General features: G+C 69.0%; 18 protein-coding genes and 3 pseudogenes. 11 read left to right on the top strand and 10 right to left on the bottom strand.

Going from position 1 to position 24,970, the window contains the following annotated elements:
* Positions 1-69: 69 nt before the first annotated feature.
* The 4 genes from OHA34_RS03610 to OHA34_RS03595 all read right to left on the bottom strand — a co-directional run bounded on the left by OHA34_RS03610 (position 70) and on the right by OHA34_RS03595 (position 5,004).
* Positions 70-1,218: a TniQ family protein gene (locus OHA34_RS03610; protein ID WP_329520689.1), complete on the bottom strand. Its 1,149-nt coding sequence runs from the start codon at positions 1,216-1,218 to the stop codon at positions 70-72.
* A complete protein-coding gene (locus tag OHA34_RS03605; RefSeq protein ID WP_329520688.1) occupies positions 1,215-2,138 on the bottom strand; it encodes a TniB family NTP-binding protein in 924 nt (307 codons plus the stop codon). The genes OHA34_RS03610 and OHA34_RS03605 overlap by 4 nt, the downstream gene beginning before the upstream one ends.
* On the bottom strand, positions 2,132-3,793 hold the full coding sequence (locus tag OHA34_RS03600; RefSeq protein ID WP_329520687.1) for a Mu transposase C-terminal domain-containing protein: 1,662 nt from the start codon (positions 3,791-3,793) through the stop codon (positions 2,132-2,134). Before OHA34_RS03600 ends, OHA34_RS03605 begins: the two co-directional genes overlap by 7 nt.
* Before the next feature lie 365 nt (positions 3,794-4,158).
* Positions 4,159-5,004 carry a 4Fe-4S domain-containing protein gene (locus tag OHA34_RS03595; RefSeq protein WP_160330259.1) on the bottom strand — a complete coding sequence of 282 codons (846 nt, stop codon included), beginning with the start codon at positions 5,002-5,004 and terminating at the stop codon, positions 4,159-4,161.
* Between the two features lie 153 nt (positions 5,005-5,157).
* Here OHA34_RS03595 and OHA34_RS03590 point away from each other — a divergent pair, with 153 nt between their 5' ends.
* Together OHA34_RS03590 and OHA34_RS03585 are read left to right on the top strand one after the other, a co-directional pair.
* Complete coding sequence (locus OHA34_RS03590) at positions 5,158-5,760, top strand: TetR/AcrR family transcriptional regulator (protein WP_285943374.1); 603 nt, start codon at positions 5,158-5,160, stop codon at positions 5,758-5,760.
* Between the two features lie 173 nt (positions 5,761-5,933).
* A pseudogene (locus tag OHA34_RS03585) lies at positions 5,934-9,047 on the top strand (Tn3 family transposase); the annotation flags it as partial.
* A gap of 367 nt (positions 9,048-9,414) precedes the next feature.
* Here the strand turns inward: OHA34_RS03585 and OHA34_RS03580 are convergent.
* A complete protein-coding gene (locus OHA34_RS03580) occupies positions 9,415-10,170 on the bottom strand; it encodes an alpha/beta fold hydrolase (RefSeq protein ID WP_107408357.1) in 756 nt (251 codons plus the stop codon).
* 19 nt (positions 10,171-10,189) lie between these two features.
* On the opposite strand from OHA34_RS03580, the gene OHA34_RS03575 reads away from it, so the two are divergent.
* The 6 genes from OHA34_RS03575 to OHA34_RS03550 all read left to right on the top strand — a co-directional run bounded on the left by OHA34_RS03575 (position 10,190) and on the right by OHA34_RS03550 (position 17,727).
* Positions 10,190-10,393, top strand: coding sequence for a hypothetical protein (locus OHA34_RS03575; protein WP_285943375.1), 204 nt, complete (start codon positions 10,190-10,192; stop codon positions 10,391-10,393).
* A 17-nt stretch (positions 10,394-10,410) separates the two neighbouring features.
* Positions 10,411-10,560, top strand: coding sequence for a hypothetical protein (locus tag OHA34_RS03570; RefSeq protein ID WP_177328314.1), 150 nt, complete (start codon positions 10,411-10,413; stop codon positions 10,558-10,560).
* 145 nt (positions 10,561-10,705) lie between these two features.
* Positions 10,706-11,791, top strand: coding sequence for a recombinase family protein (locus tag OHA34_RS03565; RefSeq protein WP_329520685.1), 1,086 nt, complete (start codon positions 10,706-10,708; stop codon positions 11,789-11,791).
* 170 nt (positions 11,792-11,961) lie between these two features.
* Positions 11,962-13,323 (top strand): hypothetical protein, encoded by a 1,362-nt coding sequence (locus OHA34_RS03560; RefSeq protein WP_329520684.1) that lies wholly within the window; start codon positions 11,962-11,964, stop codon positions 13,321-13,323.
* A 591-nt stretch (positions 13,324-13,914) separates the two neighbouring features.
* Positions 13,915-16,668, top strand: coding sequence for a hypothetical protein (locus tag OHA34_RS03555; protein ID WP_329520683.1), 2,754 nt, complete (start codon positions 13,915-13,917; stop codon positions 16,666-16,668).
* Positions 16,669-16,938: 270 nt separating this feature from the next.
* Entirely contained in the window at positions 16,939-17,727 is a 789-nt protein-coding gene (locus OHA34_RS03550) for a hypothetical protein (protein ID WP_329520682.1), read from the top strand.
* 505 nt (positions 17,728-18,232) lie between these two features.
* Here the strand turns inward: OHA34_RS03550 and OHA34_RS38400 are convergent.
* Positions 18,233-18,514 carry a DUF6461 domain-containing protein gene (locus tag OHA34_RS38400; protein ID WP_432763096.1) on the bottom strand — a complete coding sequence of 94 codons (282 nt, stop codon included), beginning with the start codon at positions 18,512-18,514 and terminating at the stop codon, positions 18,233-18,235.
* Positions 18,468-18,809, bottom strand: a pseudogene (locus OHA34_RS38395) (DUF6461 domain-containing protein); the annotation flags it as partial. The pseudogene OHA34_RS38395 and the gene OHA34_RS38400, both read right to left, overlap by 47 nt.
* A gap of 586 nt (positions 18,810-19,395) precedes the next feature.
* Here OHA34_RS38395 and OHA34_RS03540 point away from each other — a divergent pair.
* A complete protein-coding gene (locus OHA34_RS03540) occupies positions 19,396-20,220 on the top strand; it encodes a GNAT family N-acetyltransferase (protein ID WP_329520680.1) in 825 nt (274 codons plus the stop codon).
* Positions 20,221-20,683: 463 nt separating this feature from the next.
* Here the strand turns inward: OHA34_RS03540 and OHA34_RS03535 are convergent, their stop codons facing one another.
* Entirely contained in the window at positions 20,684-22,156 is a 1,473-nt protein-coding gene (locus OHA34_RS03535) for an MFS transporter (protein ID WP_329520679.1), read from the bottom strand.
* A gap of 111 nt (positions 22,157-22,267) precedes the next feature.
* On the opposite strand from OHA34_RS03535, the gene OHA34_RS03530 reads away from it, so the two are divergent.
* A complete protein-coding gene (locus OHA34_RS03530; RefSeq protein WP_285943387.1) occupies positions 22,268-22,900 on the top strand; it encodes a TetR/AcrR family transcriptional regulator in 633 nt (210 codons plus the stop codon).
* 24 nt (positions 22,901-22,924) lie between these two features.
* On the opposite strand, the gene OHA34_RS03525 is transcribed toward OHA34_RS03530, so the two are convergent.
* Positions 22,925-23,314, bottom strand: a complete 390-nt coding sequence (locus OHA34_RS03525; RefSeq protein WP_329522373.1) for a MerR family transcriptional regulator — start codon at positions 23,312-23,314, stop codon at positions 22,925-22,927.
* A 186-nt stretch (positions 23,315-23,500) separates the two neighbouring features.
* Here OHA34_RS03525 and OHA34_RS38390 point away from each other — a divergent pair.
* Positions 23,501-23,680: pseudogene (locus OHA34_RS38390) on the top strand (hypothetical protein); the annotation flags it as partial.
* A 287-nt stretch (positions 23,681-23,967) separates the two neighbouring features.
* Here OHA34_RS38390 and OHA34_RS03515 read toward each other — a convergent pair.
* Entirely contained in the window at positions 23,968-24,942 is a 975-nt protein-coding gene (locus OHA34_RS03515) for a hypothetical protein (RefSeq protein WP_329520678.1), read from the bottom strand.
* Positions 24,943-24,970: the final 28 nt, after the last annotated feature.

Here is a 24,970-nt window from a genome sequence, read left to right as displayed (position 1 = left end):
GGCCCGGCCGGCTGAAATCCCATTCGTGGGCCTCCGGCAGGAACTCCGCCGGTATGCCGCACATGTTGATCAGTTCCTCGCGTTCGCGTTCGAAGGCCGCGGTGCTCCGTCGCCGCCAGGTGAGGCACTGCAGAATCCACCGCGCGGTGGCTTGGTCGGTCTTCGCCGCTTCGAAGACGTCCTTGAGCGCTGCGTCCAAGTCGGCTGGGGAATGCCGCGGCGCTGGTGGCGAGCGCGGGATCGTCGGCGGGGCGGGGCCCCAGACTCGACGGGCTGGTACGGCAGGCAGGTCAGCAGCGGGCCGAGCGTGCCCCACGCGGTGATCACTCCTGTCTCGGTTTGCCGCATGGCGAACGCGGCGGCCTGGAGCATCGCCTCCTGCTGCTCCCGGTCGAGCGCCTCGAAGGGCCGCCAGACGTTGAGCCCGGCCCTGGCCGGAGTCCCGACGGCCTCCCAGATCGTGTGGAGGACCGCTTCCGAACGCTTGCGCACCTTCGACGGCGACGTGCTGACCTCATCGAGCAGCGTCCGGAGCAGCCGGAACCAGACCCCTGCGTGAACAGACCGGCGCGGCAGGGTGACTCGGCCCGTGGTGATCGCTTCGTGGGTGCGCCGATCCAGCTCAACGGTCTCCGGCCGCGCGGGCTCGGGCGGCATCGGTTCTCCGTCGAAGGCCGCCAGCACGAGGTCACCGGCAGGTTTGACCAGACATCCGTGCTCGGCGCAGCTGAGCATCAGCGGCAGCCGCGAGAACAACGGGACGACACGGTCGGGGGCGTCGGCGCAGACAGGACACCTGTGCCACACGGCACCAGGCGCCAGCCAGGGCCGCCAGCGCGGCACGACGTTGTGTCCGACTTCGCCGGGGGTCAGCAGCACCGAGTCCTGGCGGACGTAGGTGTCGAAGTGTTCCTGGTCTCCTTCGTCGAGGGCGTCCATCAGCCAGGGCACCCACCCGGAGAACGTCATCGCCCGCAGGTCGCCGAGCTCGACGCCGGTGCGCTCGCTCACCTCGGCCAGGACGCGGTCGGGAGGGGCCCAGTCCAGGTCGGCCGCGCTCCATCCCTCGTCGACGATCGAGGCCGATCCGAGGTTGTGTTCGAGCAGGTCGTGGAGGGTCAGGGAGTGCTCGCCCGAGACCCGGTCCAGCCATGACGACAGCGCCTCGCCCGGCTGTGGCCTGGGGTGCAGCGGCCAGCGCTGGGGTCGGCCGTTCACAGCAGTTCCCGCTCGAACAGACGGCGCCGCTCGGTCGGCCCGGAGTAGGTGGCCATCAGCAGGGTGCGCCGGTTGATGGCCTCCTCGCCGGACTCGATCGCGGCGACGGCCGCGTCGGTGAGCAGCGCGGCGAGTTCGCCGATCGTCCCTTCGCTACGCGCCAGAAGGTATTCGGCCATCTCCACCGCGGCGATCGGCGAAGGCCTGCGCAGCGGGAACGACGCGGCGAAGCTGGCCAGCAGCGAACAGGCCTCTCCGCCCGGCTCCCATCTGGGCAGCACCAGCGGCTGGAACCGGTTCTCCAGCTGGTCATCGGAGCGGATCGCCAGATAGGCCTCTCTGGTGCCCACGCCGACCAGCGGGATCTTCAGCTCGTTGCCGAGGAACCTCAGGAGGTTGAGGAACTCGCGCCGCACATCGCCTCGTCCGGCCAGGACGTTGTGCAGTTCGTCGATCACCAGGACCCGCACGCCGACACGGCGTAGCAGGTTCAGCGCGACCTGCTCCAGCTCGGCGATACGGCGTCGTGGCCGCAACGGTGCGCCCATCGCGGCCAGCAACGCGGTGTAGAACCGGACCACCGAGGGCTCGGAGGGCATCTGAACCACCAGCACCGGGATCTGTTCCGCGTCCGGGCGCGAGGCCGGCAGGTGCCCGCGACGGAACTTCTCGATGATCATCGACTTGCCGTTGTTCGTCGGCCCGACCAGCAGCAGATTCGGCATCCGCTGCTTGGCCGGCCACTCCACCAGCTCCTCCAGCCGCTCCAGGGCGCCGGCGGCGCGGGTGTACCCGATCCACCGGTCAGCCCGCACGTACCTGACCCGTTCGTCAGCCGGCAGACGCGCCGCTCGTTGAGCGATCTCATGCAGGTGGTCCAGGTCTTCGGGCTCGCCGAGCTCGACCTCCCCGTTCACCACTGCTCGATCACCTCAAACGGCGTGGCCACCGGCCCCGCCGCCACGTCCCCGCCCGCGATCGGTGGCGGCGGCACCACAGCGGCCTCCCGCCGCAGCGGCGTGGCGGTCCTGCGCTGCAGCGCGCGGCGGGCCCTGCGGGTCGTGGCGGCGGCGTCCTCGGTGATCTGCCGCATCTGCTCCACCATCGCAAACAGCGCGTTCTCATCCACCTGACCACGGCCCAGCTCCCGGATGCGGGCCACAGCCGCGCGCTGCTCCCACAGGCTGATCGGCGGCCGCGACAACGTCCGGTACGGAACCTCCAGGTAACTGGTCCCCTCGGGATCCAGCGCCCAGATCCGGGAGATGTCGCGCGGGTCGCGCCGCAGCACGAACTTCCCCAGTTCCTCCCGCCGCGCGATCCACGGCTTGAGCGCAGCACAGAAGTACTGGACGTGGTCGAGGGTGAAGCCCTGCCTGCCCAGCACCCGCCGCTCCACCGGCAGGAAATCCACCAGGAACGCCGTCTCGTTCGCCACCGTCGCCGGACGGCCCCCGTCGGCGACGCCCTGCTCCCACCGCCCGGCCGGCGTCTGCTTCAGCGTGCCGTGCACCTGGCCGTGGTAGACCGCCACCGCCAGCGCCAGCCACTTGTTCAGCTCGGCCAAGGTCAGCACCGCGGTCGCCTGGCTGTCATACCGGCCGCGGTCGGCCGGGTTGGAGAACGTGGTGCCCGGCAGCTCGTGCACCATCTCCATCATGGTGCCGATCAGCCGCTCGATGATCCCGCCGAAATGCGGCTGCCCCGGCGGCCGGTAGGACTGCTTGATCCCGTGCTGGCCACAGCCCCGCTGCAGCGCCTCGCTCTTGAACTCGGTGGCGTTGTCGGTGAAGATCTCGCGCGGCTTGCCGCTCATCGGCCACGCCGCGTCCACCCCGAGCCGTTCCAGCCACGGCCGTTTGTCGGTCGCCATGTGCGCCAGGCACAACCCCACCGACAACGCCGACGGCGCCTCCAACGTCACTACCAGCCCCACCACGCAGCGGGACGCCACGTCGATCCCCGCGGTGACGTACGGCCGTCCGATCGGCCGCCGATGCCGCTCGTCCACGATCTCCAGATCAACCACCGTGTGGTCCATCTGCACCTGCTCCAACAACCCCTCGATCACCGGCGGCTCCCCACCCGCCGACCGCAACGCCCGCGCCGCGTCCGCGCCGTGGCGAGCCGCCGACGTCGCCACCGGATCCAACTGGGCAATCCGACGCTCCAACGTCCCCCGCGACGGCACCGCAAGGCCACGGACCCGGCACTGCCGGACGACCTCCTTGTAGACCGCGCTCACCGTCCGGCGCTGCCGGGTCAAGTACCGGGACCGGATCACCTCGGCCAGCAGCGCCTCAACCTCCTCCGGAATCCGGCCACGGCCCCGACCGCCACTCGACCGGCGAGCAAGCAGATCAGACGCCACCCCCGAACCCGTTCGCCACCGCTTCAGCAGTCCATAGACCTGGCGGCGAGAGATCCCCAGCTCAGCCGCTGCCTCATCCGCTTTCGCGATCCGAACCTGCGGCTCCCGTGCCAACCGACCGATCACCTCGGCCCGCCGGACAGCCACCGACCACTCCTCCGCCGAAGCCGTCAGCACACCGAGCTCCGCCACGCCGTCGACCATGCCGACCTCACCGCAGTGAACACCAGTACAGACAAAGATCGACGGTAGTGCACAGGAGTACAGGAATCAGGACCTTCCGAAGCCCTCTGCAATCAGCCCCATCACCGCAGGACGGCGGTGAACACGACTACGGGAATCGACACAGAGCGATCTTCAGAAAACGAAGGTTTCTTGAAGATCGTCACGCGGATGGGGCCGTACCGATCGGCGTGGTGGCCCCCGGGATGGCTTCAGCGGTGCCGCGTGCCTGCCAACTGCCGACTCTGGCAGCGCCTGGCAATGCGGGAACCGTCCGACCGCCCCCACCTCACGCTCCACTCGCACGGGTTCGCGGCGCTGACGCGAACCCGTGCGAGTGGAGCGTGCTACTCGTCCGCCAGGTCGCGCTGCAGGCGGGCGACCAGCGCCTGCAGCCGCCGGCGCATGTCGCCCGGTTCGAGCGTCGGGCTCATCGTGCCGTGGGTGGGAACGACCCGTGCGAAATTGAAGCCGTCGAGCCGCTGGAGTGAGCCGACCTGGGCGGGCCAGGAGTACCAGCACACGGACGGTTCTGCGCTGAGGTCATGACGATAGGGGTCCCAGCCGAGCGAGTCGCCGGTGAACAGGGTGCCGTCGTCATTCAGGTACATAACGTGTCCCTCGGTGTGCCCGGGGGTGGGGATCGCCAGCACGCCGGCGGCAACCTCGCAGGTCTCGGCACTTCTCAGGATCCGGCCTGCGAATGGGGCGGCGTCAGCGTCGGCGGCATGGATGACCACTTCAGAGCCGAATGCATCGGCATAGCGCTCGGCGTCGCCGACGTCGTCGCGGTGCGTCAGCAAGATCGCCGTGATTCCACCGAGCGATTCCATCCAGGCGCAGAGCGACGGGGTGAAGCGCGGCGCGTCGACGAGGAGGTTGCCCTCGGTGCGCTGCACGAGGAAGGCGTTGCCGCCTGCGGTTTTGGGCGAGTTCGAGCCCGTCCGCCAGGTGCCGGGTGTGATCTCCAAGGGGTGGTGTCGCCGCCACGTCACGCCGGATTCGGTGCCGATCGACCGGGACGGGCACACCTCGGCGGCGAGCTGTGCCTGCAGGATCTCGTCTTCGGTGGCCGGCTGGCGGGTCATGACGAAATGCTCGCCGTCAGTTGCCAGCCCGAACAGCGTCGGCGCGAGCGAGACCGAACCTCCGCAGCCGATACAGCGGTCGTCGACGAACCAGTCTCCGGCCACGTTCTCAGGGTGACGCCGGTCTCCGCGGGCCATCGCCGTTCCTCCTCTGAGCAAAGGTCACCAGGGGGACAAACGTATCACCTAATGGAACATTGATGTTCCATTAATGATCAGCGATGTAACTTATCGGGGTCCGGTAGTACAGTGACCAGTATGAATGAGCCTGGACCCGAGGCCGCAGGAGCACGAACGCGCAGTCGTACACGCCGCGCCATCCTCAGCGCGGCCGCCTCTGTGCTCGGCCGTGACTATCACGCCACGCTGGCGGATATCGCAGACGCCGCCGGCGTCGGCCGCACGACACTGCACCGCTACTTCTCCGACCGCACCGGGCTCATCAGCGCAGCCATCGAGGACTCCATCGCGGCGATCGATGAGTCGGTGGCCGGCGCGGCCATCGACCAGGGCTCCCCCATCGAGGCGATGCGCAGGCTGGTCACGGCGATGGTGGCGGTCGGCGACCGGCTGGTATTCCTCTTCGGCGATCCACGCGTTCTGGAAGGCCGCGGCGCAGCAAAGACACCGGAGCCTCTCGATGACCCGGTGCTCACTCTCATCAAGCGCGGGCAAGCCGAAGGCGCCTTCGACCCGGACGTCACTCCCGCCTGGATCCAACGTGTGCTCTGGTCGCTGGTGTACACCGGGTACCAGGACGCCGAGGCCTGTGGGCTGCCGAGGCACGGCATCGTCTCCGCTGTCATCCGCACGCTCGAAAACGGTATCCATACGTCGAATCCGGAACACCGTCAGGCATGAGCCGCGAACTCAGCCATCCAACAGGTCCGGGCTTGGGGAACATCGGTACAGCGGTTGGCGCTGAGAACGATCTTGAGACGTGAGCGGTGAACTTCTAGCACGGGTGGTCTGCTTCCCGGGGCCCTTCGGCCAAAGATCCACGTTCTGTAGCGGCGGGTGGTTGGCTCCGCCGCATGCCGGTGGAATTTCTGACGGACGAGCAGGCCGAGGCGTACGGGAAGTTCGTTGAGGAGCCGACGCGCCCGGAGTTGGAGCGCTTCTTCTTCCTGGATGACGTGGACCGGGATCTGATCGCGCTGCGGCGTACGCGGTACCACCAACTGGGCTTCGCGCTGCAGATGTGCACGGTGCGCTACATCGGCAGGTTCCTCCCCGACGATCCTCTGGGTGTGCCGTGGCCGGTGGTGGAGCACCTGGCCGAGCAGCTCGGCATCGAGGACGTCTCGGTCGTGAAGCGGTACACCGAGCGTCCGAAGACCGCGTACGAGCACGCGTGGGAGATCCGGGACGCGTACGAGTATCACGAGTACGACGACCCGGAGTGGGGTCGGAAGTTCCGGACGTTCTTGCACGGGCGGGCGTGGACCGCGCATTCGGAGGGGCCGAAGGCGCTGTTCGACTATGCGGTGGGCTGGCTGCGTAAGCACCGGGTGCTGCTGCCCGGGGTGTCGGTGCTGGCGCGGCAGGTGTCCGAGGTCCGCGAGATCGCGGACAAGCGCCTGCACACGACAGTCGCCAGGGCGGCCTGGTGGGCGGACCGGTCGCTGCCCGCCGACCTGGTGGCGCTGCTGGAGACGCCGGAGGGCAGGCGGTACTCGTATCTGGAGACCACCCGCCGGCCGCCGACGAAGACCACGGGGACGGCGATGAAGCGGGCGTTGGAGCGGGTGGATGAGATCGCCGTGTACCGGCTGGGGCGGGTGAAGCTGGACAAGCTACCGCCGAACCGGCTCGCCGCGCTGGCCCGTTACGGCCTGGGGTCGAAGGCGACAAGCCTGGAGCGGGCGAGCGAGCCGAAGCGCACCGCGATGCTGACCGCGGTGATGCGGCACCTGGAGGCCAAGGCCATCGACGACGCGCTGGAGCTGTTCACGGTGCTGATGTCGACCAAGCTACTCAGTACCGCGAAGCGGCTCACGAACAAGGATCGGCTCTCCACGCTGCCGCAGCTGGAGAAGGCGTCCCGCATCACGGCCCGCATCTCGAAGGTGTTCATGGAGGAGCTGGAGCACATCGAGGAGAGCGGCAAGGCGGTGGATGCGGCCGCGATGTGGAAGGCCCTGGAGGAGGTCGCGCCGAGGGCCCAGCTGTGGAGCGCGGCCGCCACGGTGGCGAGCCTGGTCCCGGAGGACGACAACTCGGCGGAGATCGCGATCCGCGAGGCGTTGGCCAACCGCTACAACACGGTGCGCCCGTTCCTGTCGCTGCTCGGCGACACCAAGATGCTCGGCGCGGCCCCAGCCGGGGAGCGGGTCCTGGCCGCGGTCAAGGGCCTGCCCGCGCTCAGCCGGCGCCAGGTGACGAAGAAGCCGCTGCTGAAGCGGGAGGTTGACGACAAGGTGGTGCCGCCGTACTGGCGCAAGGCGGTGTACGCGAACAAGGACCTGCCGCAGGGCGCGGTGGACCGCGACGCCTATGTGGTGTGCGTGCTGGAGCAGCTGTACCGGGCGCTGGTCAGCCGCGCCATCTTCGCTTCCCCCTCGCACCGCTTCTCCAACCCGCGCGCCCGTCTGCTGGACGGCAAGCCGTGGCTGGTGGTGCGCGAGGACGTACTGGCGGGCCTGAGCCTGGAGGCGCCCGTCGAGGAGCATCTGGCGGAGCTGGTGCGGGTACTGGACGCGGCGTGGAAGCAGATGGCCGAACGCCTCGAAGAGGCCGGCGCGGATGCGAAGGTCAGCATCGAGGTGCAGCCCAACGGGCGGGCCAAGCTGAACGTGGACGCGCTCGGGGCACTCGGGGTGCCCAAGTCGCTGGCCTGGCTGCGGCGCCGGGTGGAGAAGATGCTCCCGAAGATCGACCTGCCGGACCTGCTGTTCGAAGTGCACTCCTGGACCGGGTTCCTGGACGCCTTCGTGCACCTGGGCGACGGCAAGACCCGCATAAAGGACCTCACCACCTCGGTCGTCGCGCTCCTGGTGAGCGAGGCGTGCAACATCGGCATGACCCCGGTGACCAACCCCGGCCACGAGGCGCTGACCCGCTCCCGGCTGGTCCACGTCGACCAGTACTACCTTCGCGCCGACACCATCGCCGCGGCCAACGCCGCTCTGATCGAGGCCCAGGCGAAGGCGCCGATCGTGGCGCACTGGGGCAACGGACTGCTCGCCTCCGTCGACGGACTGCGCTTCGTCGTCCCGGTCCGCTCCATCAGCACCGCCCCGAACCCGAAGTACTTCGGGTTCAAGCGCGGCATCACCTGGCTGAACGCCGTCAATGACCAGGTCTTCGGCATCGGGCAGATGGTCGTCCCTGGCACGCCCCGCGACTCCCTGCACATCCTGGACGCCCTGCTGAACCTCGATGGCGGGGTGAAGCCGGAGATGGTCGCCACCGACAACGCCTCGTACAGCGACATGGTGTTCGGCCTGTTCAAGATCCTGGGCTACAACTTCTCCCCGCGGTTCAAAGACCTGGACGACCAAAGGTTGTGGCGGGCGGAGATGGACGGGATCGAGACCGGCGGCTACGGGCCGCTGACGGACCTGGCCCGCACGAACAAGGTGAACCTGAAGAAGGTGACCGCAGAGTGGGAGGAGATGCTGAAGGTGGCCGGCTCGCTGGTCACCAACCAGGGGCGGGCCTATGACCTGCTGCGGATGTTCGGCAGCCATGGACGACCGACGCCGCTGGGGCAGGCGTTCGCCGAGTACGGGCGCATTGCCAAGACCCTGCACCTGCTCCAGGTCGTCGACCCGGTCGATGACACCTACCGGCGGCAGATGGGCAAGCAGCTGTCCGTCCAGGAGTCCCGCCACACGCTCGCCCGGGACATCTGCCACGGCAAGCGGGGCACCATCCACCAGGCATACCGGGACGGCATGGAGGACCAACTCGGATCGCTGGGACTGGTGCTGAACGCCGTCGTGCTCTGGACGACGAAGTACATCGACGCTGCGGTCGCCCAGCTGCGTGCCGAGGGCTACGAGATCAGCGATGAGGATGTCGCCCGCCTCTCCCCGCTGAAGTTCAAGAACCTCAACGTCCTGGGCCGCTACAGCTTCACCCCCTCCACCCCGCGCCAGGGCCTGCGTCCGCTGCGCGACCCGGACGCTCCCGAGCTCGACGATGACGAAGACGGGGACGAGTGGGCCGCCCCGGCACAGGACTCGTCAACTTCTCGCAGTACTACGACTGGGCTGGGAGCAGGGTGAGGCGAACGCTTCGGCCCTCCAGGTGGAAGCTGAGAGGAGAGTGATGAACGAACCGGACGATATGGCCCTTAGAACCCGTCTTTGAACGGCCCTTGAGCAGACTGTCGGGAGAGATCGCGGGAACGCCTCCTCTGATTGGGAACGCATCGAGCCTTCTCGCCGGGCTGAGCGGTCATCGATCGCCCGGCCGTCTCGCTGCCGGGGCGGTTGCGGCAACTCTGATGGACGCGCATCAAGGTGCGAGCGATGAGGTCTCGCGGCACTTCGCCGCCTGGGCAGCGGCTCAGCGGGCGCGGCGGATGGGCTGCCTGGTCTGGGTGGGATTGGTGGTGAGGAAGTCCAGGATGGCCCGATAGACCGGCTCCGGCTTCTCCATCACCAGGAGGTGGGATGTGCCGGGTACGACGGCGAGCTCGGACTCGGGGATCGCCCGGTAGAGCGCGATCGTGTGCTCCAGCGTTACCGCGTCGTCGTCCCCGGACATGACGAGGGTGCGGCTCGCGATGCGGCCGAGGTCGTCCTCTGTCAGGTTCGGCTCGGACCGCGCCATGCGCAGCAGCTTGTCCACGACGACGGGGAAGTGTTCCTGGCCGTCGGGTGACACTTCGCCGTAGCGGGCACCCAGGTACGGCACGGCCTCGGCGAATCCGTCCAGAACGCCGGGCACCAGGCCGCCGTGTCGGAAGTTGCCGCTGATCAGGACGAGACGCCGCACGAGGTCGGGGCGGCGCATCGCGACGATCATCGCCACGTTCGCGCCGTCGCTGTGGCCGACCAGGTGCGCCGGGCCGCCGACCGCCTTCTCCAGGAAGGCGATCATGTCGTCGGCCATGACGTCATACGACAGCGGGCCATGGACGTCGGGTGTGTGGCCGTGACCGCGCCGGTCCACCGTGATGACGCGCAGGCCATCGAGAACGGGCAGGGCCGGGACGAACATCCGCGAGTCGACGAAGCCACCGTGGAGCAGGACGACGGGTTCACCGTCGCCCTGCTCGTCGTACCAGGTCGCAACCTCACCGAGCTGAATGATCGCCATATGATCCATTGTGGCCCACGTGGGACAGCGACGGCATCGGCGGGTCACCCTGAAGAAGATCGACGTCGTCGGCTACGCCGTCTGGGCCGGCATCGAAGCCATCGGCGCGGCCGTCCTCGGTCCGGTGTTCCGGCTGACACGCATTCCGTGTGCCGGTCAGCCGATCGTCCTGGCTGCCCGGCACACGGACTCCGGCCTTGAGGGCCATCGGGGCAGCCGTTAGCGCCAAGGGCTGCCCCGATGGTCCCCAAGGCTGTAGACATCGGCCCCGACCACGAGTTCGACGCCGGGATGGTCGCCGTCGCACGGCGACAGGTCGAACGGATGCGGATGATGGAATGGGAACTTACGGGCGCCCACCCGAGCGACGTCGACCCAGACGCCGAGTGATTCTCACAAACGACCCTTTGCCCGAGCAAGATCAAAGATGGCGTCCCCGTGATCGCGAACCGGCGGTTCGGTTCGCAGAACTCGTTCTCACTCAAAGGTGGGTTCGGGGTACTTCTGGGAATCGTTTGTGACAGTCTCCGGTGCCATGACGGTCCCTCAAGAGGCTTCCGCGAGCGACGCGGACGATGTCGAGCGCCACCCCTGCCCGCGCTGCCGAGCCGAGCCCGGCTCGCCGTGCCGCTCTCGCTCCGGGGCGGTCGCCGGCACCTACCACACCGGCCGCTTCACCAAGGTGCCCCGGCTCGCCAAGCTCCTGCGCGTGCCCACCCCAGCCGACCGCGGGCCCGGCCAGCCGTGGCGCCCCGGTACCCCGGTCCCGCTCGCCCTCGCGCCGGACACCCCGACCGCCGACATCCGTATCGGGTACGCGCGGTGCTCGACGCTCACCCAGGAACTCCAGTCGCAGCTCGACGCCCTCACCAAGCACGGCATCCCGCGCGACAAAGTGTTCTCCGAGAAGATCAGCACCCGGGTCCGTGTCCGCCCGCAGTTCGAGGCCGCGCTCGCACTCGCCCGCCAGATCAAGGCCCACGCCCCGCACTGCCGGGTCATCTTCACCGTGTACGAGATGAAGCGCCTGGGCCGCGACGCCGCCGAACTCACCGCACTCGCCGACCACCTCACCGCTCATGGCCTGGTCCTGGAGATGCTCGCCGGACCTCTGCCGGGGATGTACGACCCGAGCGGGCCCGGAAGGCTGCTGTTCGCGTTCTTCGCGGCAATGGCGGAGACCGAGCGGGAGAACATCCGGGAGTCGACCCTCGAAGGACTCGACGCAGCGGCCCGCAAGGGCAAGCACGGCGGCCGGCCGCCCGTCATCACCGAGGACATGCTGCACACCGTGCTCCGGCGCCGGGCGAACGGCGAGTCGGTCGAGCAGATCCAGCCCGACCTGATCATCCCCACCGGCAAGCGCAAAGGTCTGGCCCCCAGCGTCGCGAGCGTCTACCGCGCGCTTGCCGAGCACGAGAAGCAGGAGGCGTACCCCGAGGCCGTCGCCCAGGCACACGCCGACTTCGCCGACCTCCAGGACGTCGACGACATCCCTCGCCCCCGCCGAGTCCGCATCCGGCGCCCCGGCGACCCGCTCACAGCCGAAGAAGTCGATCTCCGCCAGCGACTCCAGAGCCAGGCTCACCCGAACTCGGAGACCGCCACCCAGGAACCATGATCGTTCTCAGCGCCAACCGCTGTACCGATGTTCCCCAAGCCCGGAGACGGTCCGCCATCCACGATCCACGCGAGTACATGATAATCAGCATTGTCATGTAGCCTAGTTTCGCGGAATAATAAACCGCGAAACTAGTTCCACGTTTCACGTGAAGGCATTATGATCGTGCCGTGATCGAGAACGATTCAGGAGATGCCTCAGCCGTCACCGGCTCCGGGCCCGCCGACAGCGAGCCTTCGTCCGGGGTCGCGGGTGCGGCGGGGAAGGCCCTGGCGCGATGCGAGTGGTGCCAGCAGCCGCTTCCGCCGCCCCGCAACCCCCGCCGCGGCGGCCGCCCGCAGCGCTACCACCAGGCGGGCGAAGGGCCGGATGGGCAGAACTGCAAGGCGCTGGCCGACGCCGCGCGCAAGACCGCCACCGCCACGGCCGCCGCCGAACCGCTGGCCGGGCTGCGCGCGTTCGCCGACCGCGCCGCCGCCGAGCGTGCCGCGTTCGCAGAGCGACTCGACCAGCACATGGCGGCCCTGCGAGATCTTGCCGTCCTGGAGCGGGAGGGTGCCGGCCGCCTCAACGAGGTTGTGGACGCCGTCACCACCCGCAACACCGAACTGGAACGTCAGACCGCTGCGGCTCGCACGGCGGCGACCGAGGCCGAGGCTGCCCAGGAGCAGGCCCTGCGCCGAGAAGAGAGCGCGGCCGAGGCCCGCGCCACGGCCGAACGAGAACGCGACCAGGCCCGCGCGGCGGCGGTGGCGGCCGACAACCGCGCCGGGCTCGCCGAAGAATTGACCACCGCTCACGAGTTGGCCCGCCACCAAGCCGAGAGGGAGACACGGTCGGCCCTCGACGGCCGCGACGAAGCGCGCGGCGAGCGCGACAGCACCCGCGCCGAACTCGCCGGCGCCGAGCAGCGGCTGGGGCAGGTCCGCGAGGAACTCGCTCAGGTGAGAGTGCTTTTGGAAGAAGAACGAACCCGACGCGAAGCCCTCGCCGAACAGGCCGCCGCCGCCGACGCCCGGGCCCGCTCGGCCACCGTCCGCGCCGAGCACGCCGAGCACGCCGCCGCAGCGCTCCGTGGTCAGCTGGCTCACGCCGAGACCGGTGCCGAGAGCGCCCGCGCAGCCGCCGACACGGCCCGCACCGAACTGGCCGCCGAGCGCGCCGGCCGCCAGGCTGAGGTCGCCGCCCTCACCCGGGACCGCGACACCGCCCGCGACACCGCCGACAACCAGCGCGAACGCGCCGCCCTTGCCCAGCACCGTGCCGTGACGGCCGAAGCGGCGTCTCAGATCGCCGCCCACCTGCCCGCGATCACGGACATCGGTTCCGTCTCCGGCGTCAGGATCGGCGCCTCCGGCGCGGTCCTCGCCGAGACCGCCTCCACCGACGGTGGCATTGTGCTCGACGGGCTGCCCACCCGGATCCCCGCCGAGACCGCACTGGAAGTCGCCTCCGCCATCCTTGCCCTGCACGCGCACCAAGCGCGGCCGACCTCATCCGAGAACCCCGACCCTTCAGCCGAGCGGCCATGAACGCACCGGTCCGCGAGAGCAAGGATCGCCGCACCAGGAGCGAAGTGGATGGTCAGGCGTCCCTGAAGAACTCGGCCGCGCTGCGCGCACCATCACCGCGTGCGACAGAGTTCGAGGGTGACCGGCCTGTCGGCAAAGCGCGCCATCAGTGGCCCGATTGCGTCATGACCGGTGTCGGCCCGTGGTGGGTGCGTCTTGGTGGCCGATCCCACGGGCTACTCCAGTCAACAGGCGCCCGTGCAGCCTCGCCCGAGTCTGGGGTGAAACACCAATGTGAGCACGCTGGGTGACTGGGCGGTTAATTCGGATGAATGGACCGGGACGGGCGGAAGTAGCCCGGTGTCGCGTTGTGCCGACTTGCGTGCATCGCTCGGGCGGGAAGTGCTGTCGTGGTAGCCGGATCGCTTCGGCGGTGGGGGGCTGACCGCTCCTGCCGGGGAATGCGCGTGGTTTTGGGGCTTGTGTTTTCGGTCCCTTATTGTGGCGCCCTTGGTGCGGGTTGCCCTCTCGGGAAGGCGGGGGGACAGTGCCGTAGGACCCGGTTCGACGGAAACCGGGGACACGGCAAAGGGGCTGCTCTTCTTGGGATTCATGCGGATCAAGAACACCGGGTACAACTCGGCGCTGGTACTGCCGACCGGGGCATGGAAAGCGATGTTCGTGCGCGGCGATCAGGTGGCGCAGACCAGCGCGGCGGGCCTGGACCACAACGGGCCGATCGGCGCCGCGAGCATTCACAGCGGGAAGCTGAACGGTATTCCCGAACCGTACAAGAGTGCCTGTGAGGGCGCGCTGATGCTGCCGATGACCGGCGGGTCCTGGCAGATGCTGCTGTTCAAAGGCGACCGGGTGTGTTGGTACCACTGGGACACCAAGGTCCGCAGCGAGGGCCCAGTTACCGAACTGAGGCACGCCGACGGACTACCGGCCTGGGGCACGATGCTGCCCGCCGGCTACCGCGAGGGCGTGGACGCGCTGCTGATGGACTCCACGGCCGAGTCGCCGTATTGGACGACCTATGTGTTCAAGAACGACCGGGTCGCCACCATCGACTGGCGAAACGGCTGCACCCGGGAGTGCCGGATCTACGAGGGCGCGCAGCCCACCGCGGGCTGGGCGAAGCTGCCGGCCGAGTGGCTGCGCGACTACGACCACGTACTGCCGCTGCCGGGCGTGTCGGGCGCCAAGCGCAGCCTGCTGATCAAGGGCGGCAACGGGTGCGTGTTCAACTGGAACACCGGCCCGGAGAAGACCGGCGCGCTCACCACGCTGATGCCCGAGCTGGCCGCGCTGCCCGCGCCATTCACCACGCAGTACAAGCCGATCGTGGGCCGCTGGGCGACTCCGGCCGCGCCCAACCCGGTCACCGTGCGTGTCGATCTGGACGGCCTGGGCGCGACGCGGCAGTTCAGCGGCGACATCGACCAGTTCAACGGCGCGACGCGGTCCTTCCTGTACTCTTTCCGCGTCAGCGCGCCGGCCATCGCCGCCTCGGCCACCGAGGTGACCGCCGTCGGCAGTGTGCAGTGGAAACCACCGTACGTCGGCTGCACCGCCAAGATCACCATTCCGCGGGTAGCGGAGAGCACCCCCGCCCCCACCCTGCGGCTGGAACTGCGCTTCGACGACGGCAACGTCGTCCCCTACGTTCTGCCCTACGAAACGGCGCACCTGCGTACCGTCGACCTGGAGATCGACGCGATGGCCGGCCGGGCCGCGCTGGCCTCCTACAACACCGCCACCGATGCGGTGGCGGGCCCGCCCGACTACGTCGACCGGCAGCTGACCATCGCCTCCGCTTTCGCTGAGGCGGGCATCGAGTTGCGCTCCGCGGGCACGGTCAACGAGGTCGGCACCGCCGACTCCGGCACCGACCTGAGGTGGTCGGACTCCGAACTGCACACCGCGATGCTCCACAACTTCTCCGGCCACGCCGAGACCGAGCAGTGGAAGCTGTGGACGTTTGTAGCCAGTCGGCACGTCAACGACAACACGGGCGTCATGTTCGATGTCAACGAAGGCAAGCAGCGGCAGGGCATGGCCGTCTTCTACGACCAGATCAGCGGTGAGCCCGGCTACTTCATCCTGGGCCTGTACGTCCATGAGCTCGGCCACTGCCTCAACCTGCAGCACTCGTGGCAGAAGAACGACTCCGGGGCCCCGCTCGGCCCCAGAGACGGCCGTGGCGACCTGTCGTGGATGCAGTACTGGAACCTGTACACCGCCGAGAACGGCAGTAGCGGCTGGGACGTCTTCTGGAGCCGGTTCCCGTTCACCTTCACCGCCAACGAGCTCGCCCACCTGCGGCACGCCTTCCGCTACGACATCATCCCCGGCGGGGCCAACTGGGCCGCGCAGGGCAGCGCCGCCTACAACACCCAAGACCCGGCGCTGGCCGCGATGGACGACCCGATCGCCGACGATTCCGGCCTGGCCCTCACCTTGTCGGCCCGGCCGTTCGCCTATGGCGAGCCGGTCACCGTCGAGATCAAACTCGCCCGCGACGGCCGGGATGTCACCGTGCACCGCGACCTGTCGCCCAAGAGCGAATACCTCACCATCGCCATCACCGCCCCCTCCGGCATCACCCGGCCGTTCCGGCCGCTGGCCCGCCAGTGCAACGGGCACAGCGACGACACCCTGACCACGTTGACCGCCGGGGTGCCCGCCCTGTACGAGTCGGCCTACCTGGGCTCGGGCGCCGACGGCCAGTACTTCACCGACCCCGGCCTCTACACCGTCCGCGCCCTCTACACCGCACCCGACGGCTCCCGCGTGGTCTCACCTGACCTGACCATTCGGATCCGGCTGCCGCGCACCGGCGACGACCAGGACGCTGGCGAACTCCTCATGGGCGACCAGGCCGGCACCCTGATGGCGCTGCTGGGCTCGGACTCACCCGCCCTGCAATCGGGCAACACCGCCCTGGCCGAACTGTCGGACCGCTTCGCCGACCACCCCCTGGCCGTCTACTCCCACCTCGCCCAGGGCGCCAACGCCGGCCGCCACTACCAGCACATCCGCGACGGCCGGCTTCACATCCGGCAACCCGACACCCAAGACGCCGTCACCCAGCTGACCGCCGCCGTCGACGCCTCCACCGGCCCGGGTGGCCTCAACGACATCACCCTCAACGCAGCCATGCGCCGCCTGGCCACCGTCCACGCCAAGGCTGGCGACCGCACCGCCGCCGACACCACCCTTGACCGCATGGTCGACCACTTCCGCGCCCGGCACCTCCCCGCGCACATCCTGACCACCATCCAGGACCAGGCCGACGCCACCCGTCGGCAGATCATTCCCAGTGACCAGAACCTCCCCCGCAAGGGCCGCAAGCGCACCTGATCTCCACCACCCCGGCCACAGCGTGCGCCCACCACCAGGCGGTGGGCGCACGCGGCTCCAGGGCCGGCCGGTCCACCACCGAGAGCCGGTGGCCGGGAAGGCGATCGGGCGCGGACCTCGGCGTTAACCGATCGATAAGCGGGCCCGCTATGTTCCTCCGGCCAGTCTCGGTCATCGAAGGAGACATACCGGTGCATACCCAGGTCACTTCACAGGAAAGCCGCACGCTGCGCGCGGGCGAACCGCCACGACGCCCCCGGGCGTGACGTCGTGACGAACCCGACCGAAGGGCGCGAGCAGCGGCAGCCGCCGGCGACCGCCTGGCGGTACGGCGAGTTCTGGGACTTTGCTGATCGGCTGGCCAGCGCACTCGCCCTGAACGGTGGAGCGGGTGTCTGGGTATGGCCCGAGAACGTCAACGGCCCCGAATTGTCCCCCGAGTATGTGCTCTTCTGTCTGGACGAGCTGGTCGATCTGGCCAAGGCGGACACCGATGTGTCGACGTTGCTGTGGGAGGCGGGTCAGGGCTGGCGGTTCTCCCTGGAGACTTTCCGCGGCGCCCACACCGTGACCACGCTCAAGACCGCCTACCCCTGGCAGCCCCTGGCGGGCGGCGAGGAGGCGGCGGACGAGCAGGTCGTGTTCGCCGCGGCTGCCGCTGCGTGCCGTGCGCATCCCCGTTCACCCAGGTTCCACGTGCACGTCGGGCCGGTGGAGTCATGGGACTGGATGGTGGAGGCGTTGATCGCGGCCGGTGCACGCAGCCGTTGTCTGGAGGCAGACCATGGAGGCCGGTACTTTAAGGTGAGGCCGCCGCTGTCGGCCCAGCAGGTGGACGCGCTGCGCCTCCTGGACCGCGGGGAGCCGGGCGTCACCGTGTCCTGTGAGCCTCCCGAGGCAGATCTGTGGCGCGTCGATCCGGCCGCACCCGACCCGTACTGCGACTACGACCCCCACGCCTGGTGGAGGTGGCAGCTGGCCGGCGGCCACCCCGACAAACGGCCACCCCGGGGACAAGGGGTGTCGGTAAGAGTCGTGTCAGCAGGTACACGCGATTGAGTTCACCCAGGTCAGCGGTGGTGTAATTCAGGGAGCGGCCTCGTCCAGGACGTCGTGGGAGGCTGATGCCTTGATGGCGCGGGGCCGGCCTTTGGCTTCGGGGACGTGCTTGTAGAGCGTTGTCGATTTCCGAAGTCGTCTGCACTGATGTCCACAGTGCTCTGCACTTGGGCCGGTAACTGATCAGATGCCCATCTCATCCTGGCGTCGGCGACGGGCCGCGGACGGGGCTGTTGGGAGCTGCCCGCGATGGTCACGGATCTGCTGCCAGGGACCTCCAGCGGCGGGCGTGGGCGGGGGCGGTTGCCGGCTCTACCGGGTCCTGGAACGCGCCGGAGCCGCCACGTGACCACGCCCCAGATCGCGCACTGGGGGTGCGGCCGGTCGGGTGGCCCCGGAGAATCGCACCCCGGGGCCACCTGACCGGCCGCACCCCTCGTAGCCGAGGCGGGGCTGGCCGGTGTGGGGGCAGATGTACTGGGGCCCGGCCGCACTTCGGTGCCGGTCAGTTCGGCACGGCGCCCAGCAGATAGACCGCCTTCTCGAACCTCCCCTCGGTGAGGGGGACGCCGGTGATGTGCTCTGCCAGCGCGAACGCCTTGGCGATCGGGTTCTCCTCGCCTTCGTCCTCGATGAACCGGAAGCCGATGGCGCGCATGGCGTCCATGAGGTCGGTGACGGCGGTGCCCTGCCGCTCCTCGAGCCAGAATGGCCGGATCCTGGGTATAGACGCTGCTGGAGTGGCAGACCAGGCGGGTGCCGGCCGACAGCCGGGTGAGCCTGTCACGGTGGCCGAGCAGGTACGCGCCGGGTTCGAAGGCCACCGCCCAATCGTCGATCGAGAAGACGCCGACCAGGTCGTCGTCCTCGTCCATGTCCAGCTCGTGCATGGCTTCGGCCCCGGTGATGCGCGGCGGATCGACCGAGAGAAGCCCCAGCCTCTCCAGGAGCTGCTGAGGGGACAGGCCGCGCACCATCGCCACGGCGTAGTTCTCGCGAGGGTCCCGGGGCAGCGGCCCGTCCAGGTGAAGTTCTCGTCGGACTTGATCACGTGGTGGAATGTTGTCATCTCCGGCGGACACTTCACCGGCCAGGCCCGCGCCCGTCGCCGTCCAGCAGCATCCACGCCGCGATCAGCTCCTCCGGCTCCCACTCCCGACGCACCATGCACCCATTCGCTCGATCGGCCCCCCGAGGTCGGAAAAACCCTTGAACGGCCGAGATGCACTACCGCTCGGTAAACCCGACTTGCAACGATCACGAACCGCAACCGTGACCCTTCACTTGGCTACCTGGCGGCTGGGGACACGTTCGGGAGCGGAGGGCCTAGTCCGGCGGAGACACCAGAAGGTCGATGCCGTTGTCGCGTATCGGTTCCGCAACCTCCAGGCCGGCGCGGACGAGTTCGCCACCGCCCTCTGAGGCGTAGACACCGCGCACCCGTTCCCGGGCACGCAGCGGCGCGCACTTACACGAGCCCGGGAATCTACGGGCCCACAGGGCAAAAGCCTGGCAGCGGCACATCTGTGAAGTAGAGTGCGGCCCGGACGACAGGCCGCACCCGGGTGAGCCTGCGCGGTAGCCCTCCTGCACGCTCAGCCCGGATCACGTCGCCAGCGCGACACTCTCGGCGGACGACCCAAAATCACGTGCGACCTTCGACCATTCATGCTGGGATCGATCACTATGAATGCCCATTTCCTCAATGAAGCCGACTTGATGGATAGGATGGAGCGGAATCTGGCGGAACACGCCTGCCACCTGCATCGGAGTATGGCCGGTGCGACCGTAACGGAGACTGGTGACCTCCTGGTCGCCGACAGCGGCTTGGACGACGACACTTTCAACATCGTTGCCGCGGCCCGCTTCACCGCCGCCACCGCTGCGGCACGTATCACCGAGACCGCCCGGACTCTGACTCGCACCGGCCGCCGTTTCTCCTGGTGGGTGGGACCTGCTTCGACACCACCAGACCTCACCGCCCGTCTGATTGCGGCCGGTCTTCCGGCATCCGAACGCGAGACAGCCATGTGGGCCGAGCTGGACGACAGCCTGCCGCTGCCCGCCGCCCAAGGGCTGGACATTCAGACGGTGGCCACGTCCGAACAGCTCGCCGACTACGCCACGGTTCTCGCTGCGAACTGGACCCCGCCCGCTGACACCGTCCACCGCTTCTTCGCCCAGGCCGCCCCGCAGGCACTGGCCGCGCACTGTCCGGCCCGCTACCTGGTCGGCTACATAGACGGCCGTCCGGTCTGCTCGGCCGAGGTGTTTCATCACGCGAGGGTTGCCGGGATCTACAACATCTCCACCCTGGCCACCCACCGCCGACGCGGCTACGGCGGTGCCATCACACTCGCCGCACTCCACACGGCCCGCGACCGAGACCACCACATCGCGGTCTTGCAGGCGTCCACCGACGGCGAACCCGTCTACCGCCGCCTGGGATTCCGCTCCTGCGGCCAGTTCACCGAACACACCATCAACCCCTGAACCGCACGCGGGGGGCGACCAGCATCGGAACTGTGACTCGAAAAGTCTCGTTAGGCGGACGCTGGCGTGACTTCTCGTTCCGATGCGGTCAAGCCCTCCCACTTCAGGCGCTGAGGGGCCTGCGGTCACCGGGGGAGTACAGGAGAGTTCGACCAGATCGCCTCGAGACGCCAGTCACCCCGAGATCACCTGCTGATGATCAAAGACCATGAGTCAGCGCTGATGGTGGTCGGCGGGCGCACCCGCGTTGTTGAGGCCGACGGCGAGATCCTCGACCTGGGAGGCCAGTTCATCGGCCCCGGCAGGATCGTGTGCACGCCCTGGCCAGGAACTCGGGATCGAGGTGTTCAGCACTCATGAGGCAGGCGACCACCCGATCGAGAACTCCTCTGGCACGAGGCGGGCACCGACTGCTTGGGCTGTAGGTCGGTCGTCCTGCGCGGCTGGCTGCGGGTGCCTGGGGTCAGGTTGCTTGCTGGGGGTCTTGCTGGTGCGGGGCCCGCGGCGGTGGCGGGGCTGGTGGGCTCGGGGTCGGGTGTGCGACGGGGAGGGTGCGGGCGAGGGCGGCGACGGCGGTGAGTAGCGCGGCGCAGGCGAGGAAGGCGTGGCCGTAGCCGGTGGTGAGGGTGTGGGGTTGGGTGCTGGTGCCGGGCGCCAGGGTGGTGAGGGCGGCCAGGCCCAGCACGCCGCCGAGTTGTTTGGCGGTGTTCATCAGACCGGAGGCGGCACCGGCGTCGGCGGTGGGGACGCCGGAGGTGACGGTGGTGGTGAGCGGGGTGTTGAACAGGCCGCCGCCGACCGAAATGAGGATGGCCGGGCCGAGGACGCCGGTCAGGTAGGTGCTGTCGGGGGTGATGCGGCTCTGCCACCAGAACCCGGCGGCGGCGATCAGCGCGCCGGCGGTGATCAGGGTCCGGGAGTCCACGCGCCGCATCAGCCGCGGGGTCACCTGCAGGCCGACGGTCAGGGTGAGCAGGGTGTGGGGCAGGAACGCGGCACCGGTTTGCAGCGCGGAGTAGCGCAGGACGTTTTGCAGGTAGAGGGTCAGAAAGTACCACATCGGGATCTGGAAGCAGGCGCCGGCCAGCAGCATCACGGTGTTGCCGATGGCGATCGGTCGGGCGGCCAGCAGCCGCGGTGGCATCAGCGGGGCTGATGCGTACCGGGCCTCGACCAGGACGAACGCCGCCAGGCAGGTCAGCGCGACGACGAGCGCGGTGAGCGCCGCCGGGTCGCCGGGGCCGTGCCGGGATTCGGAGATGCCGAAGGTCAGGCCGGTCAGACCCGCGGTCGCCAGCAGCGCGCCGGGCACGTCAAGGCGCTGGCGGCCTCGGCCGGCAGTGGCGGTGGCGGTGAGCAGGCGGGCGGCGGCGGGGGCGGCCACGATCCCGATCGGGACGTTGATCAGCAGGATCGATCGCCACGATAGGGCTTGGGTCAGCGCGCCGCCCAGCAGGTTGCCGGCGGCGCCGCCGGTGAGGCTGACGGCGGTCCAGATCGCCAGCGCCCGGACGCGGGCGGGCCCCTCGGGGAAGGTGGTGGTCAAGACGGTCAGGGTGATCGGGGCGAGCACAGCAGCGCCCAGGCCCTGGACGGCGCGGGCGGCGATCAGCAGGCTGCCGCTGCCCGCCAGGCCGCCGGCCAGGCTGGCGGCGGTGAACAGCGCGAGCCCGGCGGTGAACACCTTGCGGTGCCCGTACAGGTCGGCCAGTCGGGCGCCCAGCAGCAGGAACCCGCCGAAGGCCAGGGCGTAGGCGCCGGCGGCCCACGGCAACCACGCCGCGTTCAGGCGCAGCTCGGCTTGGATGGAGGGCAGCGCCACGTTCACCACCGACACATCCAGCACGACCATGAACTGTGCGGCACACGCCAGCGCCAGTACGCCGGCGGCCGTCCTGCGTGAGGGGGCGTCCCGGGCGTCGCTTGGCTGCGTCATCGCCCTCCCATCAGAACAATGTGATTACATTGATTTAATGGCGGAGGCTAGCCGCGACGGGGAGTCCGGTCAATCCGATGTGATCGCATCGGTAATCGTGAGGAGTGGCTGGTGGCGCAGCGTCGGGCGCGCGGGATGGGGGCCGAGTACGAGCAGCGGCGGGCGCAGATCGCCGACGCGGTGCTGGCGATCGTGGCCGATCACGGCCTGGGGGCGGTGTCGCAGAACCGGGTCGCTGCTCGGGCCGGGGTGTCGGCGGGCCGCGTCCAGCATTATTTCCCCGCCAAGCAGCAGCTCATCGAGGCGGCGTTCGAACGCGGCAACGCGCTCAGTGAGGAGCGGATCCGCGAGCTGGTCGGCCAGGACCTGCAGAGCGCTCCGGCGCGGCACGTGCTGACGGTGGTGCTGACCGAGTTGCTCCCCTACGACCGGGCGAGGCGGACCCATCTGCGGGTACGGCAGGCCTTCAGTGCGCTGGCACTGGCCGACGAGGCCATTGCCGCCCGCCTGCGCGCCGAGTACGCGGTGTTGCACAACCGGCTCGGCGCCCTGCTCGCCCAAGACCGGGCCACCGGCACCGGCACCGGCGGTCGGCAGGTGGCCGCTACGCGGGAGGTGGCGGTGCGGCTGGTGGCGCTGACCGAGGGGCTGGCCTACTACACGTTGATCGGAGTCAGCACCGCCGACACCGCCCGGCAGCAGGTCCTGGCCGCGATCGCCCAGGCCTGCGGCGAGCCGGACTGAGCACGGCGCGGCGGCCGGTGAGCGTCAGGGGCGTGGCGCGGGCCGGCCGGCTTCAAGGCGGTCGCCGAGTTCGGTGGAGAAGTCTTCGGCGCCGGCGAGGCGGGCCGGGAGTTTGGCGCAGCGCTGGTCGACCCGGTCGCGATAGGCGGCGACCTGGCAGGGGAGACGCTCGCGTTCGGCGGGGCCGGTGCCGGGGTCGTCGAGCCGGTGCAGGACCTCCAGCAGGTCACGCATTTCCTCCAGGGTGAACTCCAGCGGCTTCATCCGCATGATGACCCGCAGCCGGGCGACGTCGGTGTCGGTGTAGAGCCGGAATCCGCCGGCCGAGCGGGCGGTGGGCGGGGCCAGCCCGACCTCTTCGTAGTGGCGGATGGTGCGCATGCCGAGGCCGGTCAGTTCGGCAACCTGGCCGATCTGGGGGGCCAGACCAAGTAGGCGCGAGAGGGGCAGTGGGGTTGCTCGGGTCTCCTGACGTCGGTCGTCTTTGGTGACGGGCTGCGTTGGTTTGGTTGCAGTTCGATGAACCGTGAGGTGTGGGCTGATCGCTGACGGTCACGGTGCGTGGGTTCTGGATCTGGTTGGCCGGAGAGGAGCCCGCGTTTGACGTCGATCGAGCGCACCGCGTATCCGCAGTTCAAGAGGGTGACCTCGGCTCGGGTGCTGCACGTGTTCTTCACCCCGACGGGTGAGGAGATCGGCTGGGCGCGGGCCCGGACCGCGAGCCCCGAGGCGTTGTTCGCGCTGGTGCTGGAGCTGAAGTGCTTTCAGAGGGCCGTTCGCGAGTTGATGTCCTCTTCATCGTTGAGGTTGGGAGGGGCGGGCTCGTCGGAGACTCGCTGCCGGGCTATGGACGCGGCTGAGGGAACAACCCCGGCTCTGTCGCGACGAGGATGCCGCGACTGATCAAGCGTTTGAGTACGCCGCAGGCCGGTTCGCCGTAGGCGTGAGTAGACAAGGCATCCCGAGTAGCACCGAACATCCTGCCGATCCCCGGCGCGTCTGGAGGAGCCGGGCTGAAGCCGGGTCCGGAGGACCTCGCGGAACTCAGGTAAGGGGGGAGCCGGTTCTCAGCCTCGGGCGGGCCGGGTCGCCAGTCGTTCGCCCAGTTCGGCCCGCGCGGTCGCGATGACGGCGGCCGGGTCGTCTGTGGGTCGCAGGCCGAAGGTCTCTTCCAGCCAGGACAGGAACATCGTGCGCTTGGCCGCAGGTTCGCAGGGGCGAAGGCCCACCCGGGTCTCGTCGCACCAGATCTCGGTGTCGGTGAGGGCGGCGACCAGTTGGTAGAACTCTCGGACGTTGCGGGCGACGACATGGGCGCCTGCAGTGGTTCCCAACGCGACAACGGGGAGGTCGGGGCGGTCGTCGAGCCGCCACAGGGCGAAGAACGTGTCGCTGTCGTTGGTGGCGAACGGCGCCAGATCGGCGGTGAGCTCAGGGTTCTCCAACCCTTCGTCTTCGCCGTACTCGTCGAGCAGCCAGAAGCCGTTCGCGAATCCGTCGAAGGCCGCATTGGGGAGGAGGTTCAGTTCGTGGACCGGTGACCAGACCGCGTCCGGGATGATCGGGTGGACCCAGGCAGCCCACTCCTTTCCCAGTTCTGCTTCCGCGCCGTAGACGATGGCCTTCCAGTCATCGGCGGGCGTGATGCCGAACGTCTCCTTCAGCCAGGCGAGGTAGGGCTTGTTCTCCACTGGCTCATCGCACTCGCGGAGGCCGAAAGACTCCCAATCGATGTCCGGCTCGCAGTCGGCAGGGATCGACGCGAGCAGACGGAGGAATTCCCGGAAGTCGAGGGCGATGACGTGGACCCCGCCTTCATCGCCCATGGCGACGACCGGCAGGGCGGCCAGGTCTTCGCGGTCGTCCTTGCGCCAGATTCCGTACCGCGACCCACTGCCGTTGGCCTGCGCGAAGGAGACCAGCCGGTCCTCGGGCTCGTCACCGTACTCGTACATCTCGAAGCCGTTGGCGAAGAAGTCTTCCTGGGCGTCGTAGAACTCCTTGAGAAGGTTGAGTTCGGGGATGGGAGAGAACACGTCCACTGCAAGGGCCTCCACTCATGATCACTTT

The sequence above is a fragment of the Spirillospora sp. NBC_01491 genome, assembly GCF_036227065.1.
Taxonomy (GTDB): Bacteria; Actinomycetota; Actinomycetes; order Streptosporangiales; family Streptosporangiaceae; genus Spirillospora; species Spirillospora xylanilytica.
This window is presented reverse-complemented; position numbering and strand designations above follow the sequence as displayed.